The organism is Occallatibacter sp. FHG110214_02, assembly GCF_059115385.1.
On sequence record NZ_JBZYWK010000018.1, the window covers coordinates 93795 to 103604 of the forward strand.

At 53.2% G+C, this 9810-nt stretch carries 7 protein-coding genes and 1 pseudogene; 7 read left to right on the top strand and 1 reads right to left on the bottom strand.

Features of this window, described 5'->3' with window-relative positions; genetic code table 11:
* Window positions 1–128 precede the first annotated feature (128 nt).
* Window positions 129–929 (top strand): SDR family oxidoreductase, encoded by an 801-nt coding sequence (locus AC5S3R_RS15380; RefSeq protein WP_494267990.1) that lies wholly within the window; start codon window positions 129–131, stop codon window positions 927–929.
* Between the two features lie 426 nt (window positions 930–1355).
* Here AC5S3R_RS15380 and AC5S3R_RS15385 read toward each other — a convergent pair whose 3' ends face one another.
* Window positions 1356–1784, bottom strand: coding sequence for a hypothetical protein (locus AC5S3R_RS15385; RefSeq protein ID WP_494267991.1), 429 nt, complete (start codon window positions 1782–1784; stop codon window positions 1356–1358).
* Window positions 1785–2498: 714 nt separating this feature from the next.
* Here AC5S3R_RS15385 and AC5S3R_RS15390 point away from each other — a divergent pair.
* The 6 genes and pseudogenes from AC5S3R_RS15390 to AC5S3R_RS15415 form a co-directional block, all read left to right on the top strand.
* On the top strand, window positions 2499–3272 hold the full coding sequence (locus tag AC5S3R_RS15390) for a hypothetical protein (RefSeq protein WP_494267993.1): 774 nt from the start codon (window positions 2499–2501) through the stop codon (window positions 3270–3272).
* A 25-nt stretch (window positions 3273–3297) separates the two neighbouring features.
* Window positions 3298–8121, top strand: coding sequence for an RHS repeat domain-containing protein (locus AC5S3R_RS15395; RefSeq protein WP_494267995.1), 4824 nt, complete (start codon window positions 3298–3300; stop codon window positions 8119–8121).
* Window positions 8118–8534: a hypothetical protein gene (locus AC5S3R_RS15400; RefSeq protein WP_494267996.1), complete on the top strand. Its 417-nt coding sequence runs from the start codon at window positions 8118–8120 to the stop codon at window positions 8532–8534. Before AC5S3R_RS15395 ends, AC5S3R_RS15400 begins: the two co-directional genes overlap by 4 nt.
* A 37-nt stretch (window positions 8535–8571) precedes the next feature.
* Window positions 8572–8892 carry an STM2901 family protein gene (locus tag AC5S3R_RS15405; protein ID WP_494268002.1) on the top strand — a complete coding sequence of 107 codons (321 nt, stop codon included), beginning with the start codon at window positions 8572–8574 and terminating at the stop codon, window positions 8890–8892.
* An 18-nt stretch (window positions 8893–8910) separates the two neighbouring features.
* Window positions 8911–9252, top strand: coding sequence for an acyl carrier protein (locus tag AC5S3R_RS15410; RefSeq protein ID WP_494267997.1), 342 nt, complete (start codon window positions 8911–8913; stop codon window positions 9250–9252).
* A 398-nt stretch (window positions 9253–9650) separates the two neighbouring features.
* Window positions 9651–9710: pseudogene (locus AC5S3R_RS15415) on the top strand (hypothetical protein); the annotation flags it as partial.
* Between the last annotated feature and the right edge of the window lie 100 nt (window positions 9711–9810).

Genomic DNA, 9810 nt, shown 5'->3' on the forward strand with positions numbered 1-9810 from the left:
ACGGCCTGCATCCCCTTCAGAAAGCTTCGCGGCAAGCATCCTCCACGCCAAATTTATTGCATCGCGCAGCCTCGAAATTTCATTTTGGATAATATAATCCAAAATAAAAGGACGGCAAACATCCACCTATGAAAACAGTTCTCATCACAGGCGCATCCAGCGGCATCGGAGAAGCAGCAGCACAATATTTCCTCAAGCGCGGATGGCAAGTCGCTGCCACTGCCCGCAAACCGGAGACGCTGGGAGCGTGGAGCCATTCCCCAAACGCCTTCACGCTGCCTCTGGATGTAACCAGTCCCCAATCCGTCTCATCAGCAATCGCCGCGGTGCTTCAGCGCTTTGGCTCCATCGACGTACTCATCAACAACGCAGGCATCGGACTGGCTGGTCCTCTGGAAGCCATTCCCCTGTCGGAAGTAGAGCAGCACTTTCAGACAAACTTCTTCGGTGCCGTAAGAATGATTCAGGAAACCCTGCCAGCCTTTCGCAAACAAGGGCATGGCGTAATCGTCAATGTCTCATCAATTGTGGGGCGGTTCGGAGTGCCGTTCCTCTCCCCATATTGCGCAGGAAAATTCGCCATGGAAGGCCTGAGCGAATCCCTCTACTACGAACTGCAGCCTCTTCATATACGAATCAAGCTCATAGAACCCGGTGGAATCAAGACTAAGTTCAAACAGGTGTTCGCGCAGCACGGCAGTTATGAACCCGGCTTGAGCGCCGTAAGCAAGCGCATGGAGCAATCGTCTGCGGCAGACTCCAGGCTCCCCGGCCCGGCCAGCGTTGCGGAGGCAATCTTCAAGGCCGCCACAGATAACTCCGACAAACTCCGCTACCCCATCGAAACACAAGGAGCGTCCACACTAATCCGCCTTCTTCCAGCAGCAGCCTGGCGAAAGATAGTGAGCAAATCCTTCGGCCTTTCCTGAGAATCGCCACGAAAAAGACAGGCCGGGATTTCAGTTCCGGCAATAAATCCCAGCTGAATGAAAGGAGGCCTTTAGGCCCTGAGTCATGCTTTTGCCTTTTTATGTATCAACGCCATAATAGCAACACAAAACGCTAATATGGCGCAGATGCCGAAAACTTAGCTTGGTGTCTTGATGCCATGAAAACAGATTGAAAATAAAAGGCTTTTGAGCCTTTTCTGAAATTAGGAATAAAGCCGGCTGCAATAGAAATGGCCGCTATTGTTGGCGGCCATTTCATCTTCCTACCCTCTTCGGGAGCGAGCTCGTCAGGTGCCTGAGTATGGGGTCACCGAAGTCTATGAAAATACTTTACCAGCTTCAGCTACACTCATTCCATTCTGCGGGCATGGCCGATATGCTAAGTCACTACGCTGCCGACTTGTCTTATGGGCGGAGATAGAGGCAAGCTCCGCCGCGATAGAACGGTCGGTTGTGTTTCCCGGTCATGTCCATCATTAGCTGGACATCCGAGCCAGAAAAGATGTAACCAAGATTCTGGTGTTCCTGGACGACAGCACGAATCTGACCTTCCGCGATTGTCCCGAAACGAGCCATCAAGTCTGTAAATTCGTCGATGATGAGCGCAACCGGCCGACCATTCGCTTGTTCTCCAGCCGCTCTATCCAGCCAACCCAATGTCTTCGCCAGGCTGGCAATCTGATGATGACTGTTGACCGAACTGTCAGGAGCGATTGGAGCCCACATCTTCAGTCCTTGCTCTAAGGCAGCCTGCACAATCTCATCGATCAGTTTCCATACGTCCGGCGTGGCCTCTGCGTTGACGTGCAACGCAATGGCTCCCTTGCCGATCATATTTCTCTGCTCAGCGCGTAAAATTGTGGTTTTTCATACCCACGCGGGCCAATGAGAAACAGCCGTGAACCGTCACGGATTGTGTTTTCAACCTGGCGTATCTCGTCTTGTCAAACAACAAGGTTGCTCGGTTTGAAGTTGTTTCCGAATTGGAAGGCATTGCGCGTGATTGTCATTCGTGCGTTTCCAGCTTTCCTGCTTTCTGAACAGATATGTGGCCAGACTACTCGCATGACCAATGTGCTGCATCTGTCCATGTGGGCGTGGATAACCCCTTATGCCCATTAGATCGGGGACCTGTCTTCACTCCATACAGCACCGCCTCAGTCATGCGCCGTGGTGGGTCTTTGCGGGATCTGCATGTCTCAGGCGGCATCACGCAACAACGGTCCCAGCTTCTCCCACTGCCCATCGGTCAAATAGCTCGGAGGGCATGTCATGAACCTAAACACGCTCTTGGACCTCGCATACACCTCCCGGCATTTCTCTACTTGGTTTTTTAGACAGGCTCAGAGCACTGTCATCGCTGTTTCAGGGTAAAGATAACTGTTCGTTTGCCTTTGAAGTGCCGAGGGTACCTGATATCTGTCGGGAAGGCGTGCCGCTTAATTTACACCCTTGATTACTAAAGGGAATTAGACCTTCGTGCTTTGTCATTTTGGCAGATGCGTGCAATTGTATGGCTACTTACGGGGCCTGGGGAGCCCCTTTGAGATGAGATCAATCCAGATAGCATGCACTCTTGCCTTGTTTTCAGGGATCGTGTTCATCAATCAGGGGGAGCAAGCCATCTCGGCTCAGGCGGCCGCTTCTCAGAACATAGTCGAGCAAATAGGCGCGAGATTTTCCGGAGGGCAACCTGTACAGCAGGTTGAGATATCCGGCAATGCGTCGTGGCACATGGGAAGCCTGGAGGATACGGGCACTGTGAGCATGACAGCTTCAGCGAATGGCTCTTCGCAGATGCAGCTTCTACTTGCAAGCAGTGGTATGAAGACCGAGTCCCAGACAGGCATAGGACCGACCACGACATGTAGCTGGACCGGAGCGGACGGAGCGCCTCATGCGATTAGTTCGGATAGCTGCCTGAAGCCTCTCTTGTGGTTTCTGCCTGCATTTTCTCTGCAATCCTCTTTCATGCAGAACTCTTTGAGAGTTTCCGATTTAGGCTTTGATAATCCTGATGGCACAGGCAGCTATCGTCATTTGCGGAGCAATGTGTCTCTAAGCGGCTTACCCGAATCACTAGGCAGCAAGATCAGTTCCGACAGCAGTACTGATCTCTGGCTTGACTCGGCTACGCTGCGCCCTCTTGGCCTGTCTTATTCGGTTCATCCGGATGATGGCGCGCCTACTCAGATAGCCATTGATATTCGTTTCTCGAACTACCGCCAAGTGAATGGAGTGCAGGTGCCTTTTCATATCCAGCGATATGTAAACGGTACGCTTCAGCTTGACATTGTTGTGAGCACGGTACGGATCAATTGACCACAACTTCACGAAGGTGAGCCTTATGCGCACGATGCTCTGGAAGGTCTCTTTTTTCTTTTTTGCTATGGTTCTTGCATTTGTTCCCACGTATGGCCAGGTTGCTACTGGTACGTATGCAAATGGCACCTTCGACACAAAAGGTGTGGATACGATTAACGTCGGGAACCTAAATGTTCATCTCAGCATTCCAGTTCTGAACAAAGCTGGCCGCGGGCTTCCTTTTTATTACAACCTGGGCTATGACAGTTCGATCTGGACGCCTGTCAGTGTCAACGGATCATTGACGTGGCAACCTGCACAGGAGTTTGGATGGCAGGGTGATACCGAAATTATTTCCGGTTATCTTAGCTACTCTCAGGCACAGGTTTCTGGTGACTGCTCGGGGGCTCACACGCATCCTTCAACGCTGACTATTACTGGGACTGTCTATCACGACGCATATGGTGTGTCTCACCCGTTTCCAGGCAGATATATGGAGAATCTCTGCACCGGAGTCACTACAAATACCATTCCGATTAATGCCAGTGATGGATCTGGGTATAAGATCTCGAGCGACGGAACAGGATATGGATACCCAGACGGAATCATAACGGATCGCTTTAAACACACTTTTGATGTTCCTGTCAATACAAATACCGGAACATCAACCGTTACAGACGCGAACGGCAATGAGATCAGCGTAGACGGAAGTGGCCATTTCAAGGATACGACAGGACAGGTAGTACTTACGGTAGCGGGAAGTGCCCCAAGTGCGCATACATTTACCTATACCGACACGGGCGGTACTTCGCGGGCAGTGACTGTAAGCTATGTGACGAGGATGGTGCAGACGAACTTCCAATGCAGTGGCGTGGGGGAGTATGCGGCGACATCAACACCTCTCGTGGATAAGATCACCTTTCCCGACGGCACTTATTACCAGTTTGGCTATGAGTCGACACCTGGGGCCTCGACGAGTGTAACTGGGCGGGTTGCAAGCATACGTCTGCCGCAGGGAGGGACAATTCACTATAGCTACACCGGAGGAAGCAATGGCACCGGCATCGAGTGCGCAGATGGAAGTACATCGGGGCTGACGCGAAAGCTCGACGCAGACTCTAATTCCGATTCCTCCTCCTGGACGTATACGCGCAGTTCCCCGAGCGGTACGGGGACGAGTCATACCGTGGTCCAGGATGGTTTTGGGAATAATCAGGTGTACGACTTCGTCGAGGCAAGCAGTACGACGGTAAATGCTTATTACGAGACACAGCGGAAGATTTATCAAGGGACGACGAGCGGAACACTTTTGCTGACGCGGACGACCTGCTACAACGGGACGGGCACAGCTGCTGCATGCACAAATACCACGGCAGCGCCTACAGCGGCGTTCGCGGAGATCGATACATATGAAACGCTGAATGGGGCCCAAACACACGGCGCGACCACGAAGTACGACGCTTACGGAGACCAGACCGAGGTGGACGTTTATGATTTCGCCTCGGGTGCGACGAATAGAGGTTTACTTCTGAGCCAGAAGAAGATGACATACGGGTACAGCATCGCTGGGCTTCCTACAGAGGTGGACTCTTACGACGGGAGCGGTAACCAGGTAGGGAAGTTGCAATACGCCTACGATGAGAGCACGCCATCTTCGAGTTCAGGGGTGCCGCAGCATGTGTCGGTAAGCGGGGCACGCGGCAATCTGACGACCGCTAAGAGCTATTCCACATCGAGCGCCTATCTCACTTCGACGTATACGTATAAAGATACCGGTTCTGTGCTTACGTACGCAGGGCCCGGGACAGGCACGACGAGCTATGGCTATGACAGCAGTTACGTCTATAACCTAAGTACGACGCTGCCAACGCCTTCGAGTGGAATTGCTCTTAGTTCCTCCGCCGGTTATGACACTTCGCATACCGGCTTGCCCACGAGTTCCACGGATCTGAATGGGCAGACGACAACTTTCTCGTCTTATGATTCGATGCTGAGGCCGCTCGAAACAGATTATCCGGTCGTTGGGAAGACGACCGTGTCGTATGCGGCGAACAGCACGACATCTGAGACCTACCAAAACAGCACCGTTCATGGAACCTCGGAGGTAATCTACGACGGTTATGGCCGGACGAGCCGGGTTCTTGTAGAGAACGGCCAAGGGACCAATCCCTGGTACCAGCAGGACTACTGCTATGACGCGAATGGCAACCTGAAGTACGTTTCTTATCCATACCAGGGAAGCGGTAGCGGTTCTGCGAAAGTCTGTTCCGGAGCGAGTACAGGGGCAAGCTCGACCTACGATGCCCTGGGAAGGCCGTTAACCGTGACGCGTTCGAGTTCGGAGTCTCAATCGTATCTGTACTCGGGACGCGCGACTAAGCTCACAGACGAGAATGGTGCAGCGCGTATTCTGCAAATCGATGGTTTGGGGCGTTCTAAATCAATCTGCGAAGTATCGTCTTCTTCACTACAGGGCAGTGGAACCCCAGTGAGTTGTGGAACGGATATCAGCGCAAACGGCTACCTGACCTCATACTCCTATTCAGTGTCGAGCGGGGCGACCGTTACTACCGTTACGCAGGGGGCACAGACGCGGACTTTCAAGGCAGACTGGCTGGGAAGAACAATTTCTGTTACAGAGCCGGAGACTGGCACGGCAAGTTATTCCTACGCGATCAACAGCACGGGCTTGCAGGTTGTTCGTACCAAGCCAAGAGCCAACCAGACTAGCGCATCGACGACTACCACCACGACAACACAATATGATCTTCTCGGGCGAGTCGTCAGCATTACGTATAACGATGGAGTGACTCCGACCAAGACCTTCAGCTACGACGCGAGCGCCAGTTGGAGTGATCTAACGCAGGCGAACCTGAAGGGCCGCTTATCGAAGGCTGCCGTCTCAAATGCGCAGACCATCTATAGCTACGACCAGATGGGCAGAGTGACGGACCTCGATCAGTGCCTGCCTGCGGGTTGCGGGACGGCGAGCCTTAATCACAAACTGCACTATAGCTATGACTGGGCGGGCAACCTTCTGACCTCGACGGATGGCACAGGCGTGCAGAGTACATATACGGTTTCCGTGGCAAATGAGGTAATGACGCTTACCAGTTCCCTCAATGATACGAACGATCCGCCAGCAATCCTCTCGGGTATTACCAACGGAGTTGCCGGTCCGCTGAGCTTCTCGCTCGGTAACGGTCTCAAAGGTGTCTATAGCTATGACACGCTGGGGCGTGCCAATGGTGGATGGGTGTGCTCGAATAGCACTTCAGCTTCCTGCACGGGAGGGACAACGGTATACGGCTTCACGGCTGGCTGGAAAGGCGTCCGAATGACGAATTCAATGGATTCCGTGCAGGGCCAGAGTGTGAACTATACGTATGATGAGTTCAATCGACTTACAGGGCGGACGGTGACCTCGGGTACGACGCAGAACTTTACCTATGACTATGACCGTTACGGAAACCGCTGGCACCAGAATGTGACGAGCGGCAGCGGCCCTGCTCCGCAATACAGCTTCACGGCGTCCAACAACCAGATCAGCGGTTACACTTATGACGCGGCCGGCAATATGACCTACGACGGTCTGCACCACTACACGTACGATGCAGAAGGAAACATTACTGCGGTAGACACGACGGCGGCGACATATGTATATGACGCACTGAACCATCGTATTGAGACTACTAACAGCGCGGGGACGACGGGGTATGTTTTCAATGCCAACGGGCAGCGTGTCTCGATCTGGACATTGAGCGGGACGACGCAGACTCAGCTTCAAGGACAGTATTACTGGGGCGCGAAGCCGGTTGCCTATCACAAGGCGGGCGCAGTGCACTTCCAGCACCAGGACTGGCAGGGTACGGAACGTGTGCGTACCTCCTATAATGGCACGGTGGAAGGCAAGTACAGTTCGCTGCCCTTTGGCGATTCGCAGACGATAGTTTCAGGCTCTGACACTGATACTTATCACTATGCCGGGCTTGACTCGGACAGCGATTCGGGAACCGACCATGCGCAGTTCCGGCAGTACAGCAGCACGCAGGGGCGCTGGTTGTCTCCTGACCCCTATTCTGGGAGCTATGATGCCACCAATCCGCAGAGCTTCAACCGCTATGTGTATGTGTTGAATAATCCACTGCACTATGTTGATTCGTCGGGACTGGATGAAAGCGGTGATTGTTTAGATTATGACGATCCGGGGGATTGTGATGGTGGTGGAGATGGCGGCGGTTATGGTGGAGATGGCGGCGGTTATGGTGGAGATGGCGGCGGCTATGATGGTGGCATAGATAGCGGTCCTTGTGGTGCTGATGGTAGCGGATGTAACCCTATAGTGCAGATCCCATGCCCTGATGGGGTTGATGGCCCCTGTTTTGGCACGTCAATGTCTGGAGGAGGATCACCGGATACTTGTAATATGAGCGATCCTATGTGCCAGCTTCTGTACCAACAATTATTCTCGAACATCCCATATCAACTTCCTAGTGGGGGCGGTGGTGCCCCAAGTAGTGAGACAATGTACTACCTGAAGCAGTGGTGGAAGGACGTAAAGAATTGTGTTGGGAATGTTGGAATCCCGACGCTGCTCGCCGACCTGAATCCTATCCCTGGGCCGGATGCAAATGGAGCTGTTGGAGTCATACAGGGCTACATTGATTCACAAACCCAAGCGGCCTATCAAGCCGCTGCTGCCTGGAGTGTTTCAAGGGGTCTTACTGTACCACTTCGCTCAAGCATCGTACGAGCAGGGCTTACTAGAGCTGAGGGGTTTGCGAAGGTGTCAGATGGATTATTGGCCTTGAATTTTGGAATAGCAGCCGTTGACTCAATCATTGCTGAAGCCAGAGGATGCCAATGAAATCTATTGCGAAATCTCGTCCCCACACCGCCAGACTGCGTGATTTCACACTGTATTTGTTGATTTCACTGACCATGGTCTGTTTAGCGCTAGTGCTCGCCCAAACTTCTTTAACCCACGATGAATTAATTCGATGGGGAGGCTTGGCGGCGAATACGCTATTTCTCTTCGGCTTCTTCATCTCTCGGAGCAGAGAGGCGTTTATAAATTGGAGATTCTGGGGATTGCTTATACTTCTTTTGGCGGCGCACCTCGCGGTCTTCATTACACTGCTGATTCACATCCAAGAGTGGAGGCTAATCTGGTTTGCAGGCATGGCAATTGAATACCCGCTTTTCGTTTACCTTCGGGACATGACGGGGATTTGGCCGCGGAGGAGATCAAGCGATCTCAACATGTATCGCCCCAAATAACACGACTCAAAATCCTTGGAAGAAGTTCGGTAAAGCAATCGTTTCATGCGCGACCGGCTCGGCTGGTACCGCCGGTGCAGGTGCGGGTTTACTAGCTGCTGGTTCGAATATTCTCTCTACTGGAACCAAGATCGGTAACTTTACACCTGGAACCTCTATAGCATCGCAATTCTTCCGATCCGTTTTGCCTCAAACGATCCCATCAACATGGGCTCCGACGCTTATAAATCCCCTTGCAGAATCCAGCGTTCTTGGTGGGGTCGTAGGAAGGTGGGTTCCTGTAGTCGGAGAGGCGTTGCTAATCAAGAGTGGCGCTGATTTTCTGTCGTGCGTTTGGCCGGATGATGCTGACTACTAAAATCAGGAGAATGCACCTATGTCGGTAGCAGAGGAAGTGCTCGCTCTGGTAGCCAAGAAGACTGGTAGACCGGAAAGTAGCATTACGCCAGAGAAGACTTTTTATCAGCTTGGCATCGACGGCGATGACGCGGTTGAGTTGATCGGCGAGCTGTGCAGGCGATACGAAGTGCCTACGGAGAAGATCAATCTGAGCAAGTACATCGGCCCTGAGGGGAGCGGAATACTAAATCACATCCTCTACGCCTTCAGCCGCAAGAACACGCAGAGCACCGAAGAACGCGTGGAGTTGCGAATCGGCGACCTCATCCATACCGCCGAAGATCGCCGCTGGTTCGATCTGCCCGCCGACTCGCAATGACGCCATCGTCGAGCAAGGCCGTCCCCGAAGGGACGGCCTGCCTGCATCTATGGCGGTAGCCAGGGATCACCCTCCCGCATCCCCCAGCAGCATCCCTGCGGCACTGAAATTATCTCTCCTGCCGACATCCCTGAAGAGCGCCATGCTTCGCATGGGAAGTAAGGTGACACGTCACCCCAGAATGGGAGCTGTGGAGTAACCTGAAGTTCCCCGCCGGGAACGTCTCTGGAATGAGCGGCGTACAGCCGATGACCGCGAAAACGCTGGTGTTTGCAAGTTGCTGTGCGTGAACGTCTGTGGAATTGATCTGCTCCCAAATTTCCGCACAGACCGGAATATGATTTTCGTATTCAGAGGGTGAGCGGGAGATGTCGAAGAGCAAGCACAGTGAAGCGCGGATGATTGGTGCGCTGAAGCAGTTGGAGGCGGGCCGGAAGGCCGAGGATGTAGCCCGCGAGATGGGCGTATCCAAGCATACGATATGCATCGCGGCGCGCCGCTATCGATTCGCTGCGATAATGGCCCGGAGCTGACGAGTCGCCATTTCCTGGCCTGGGC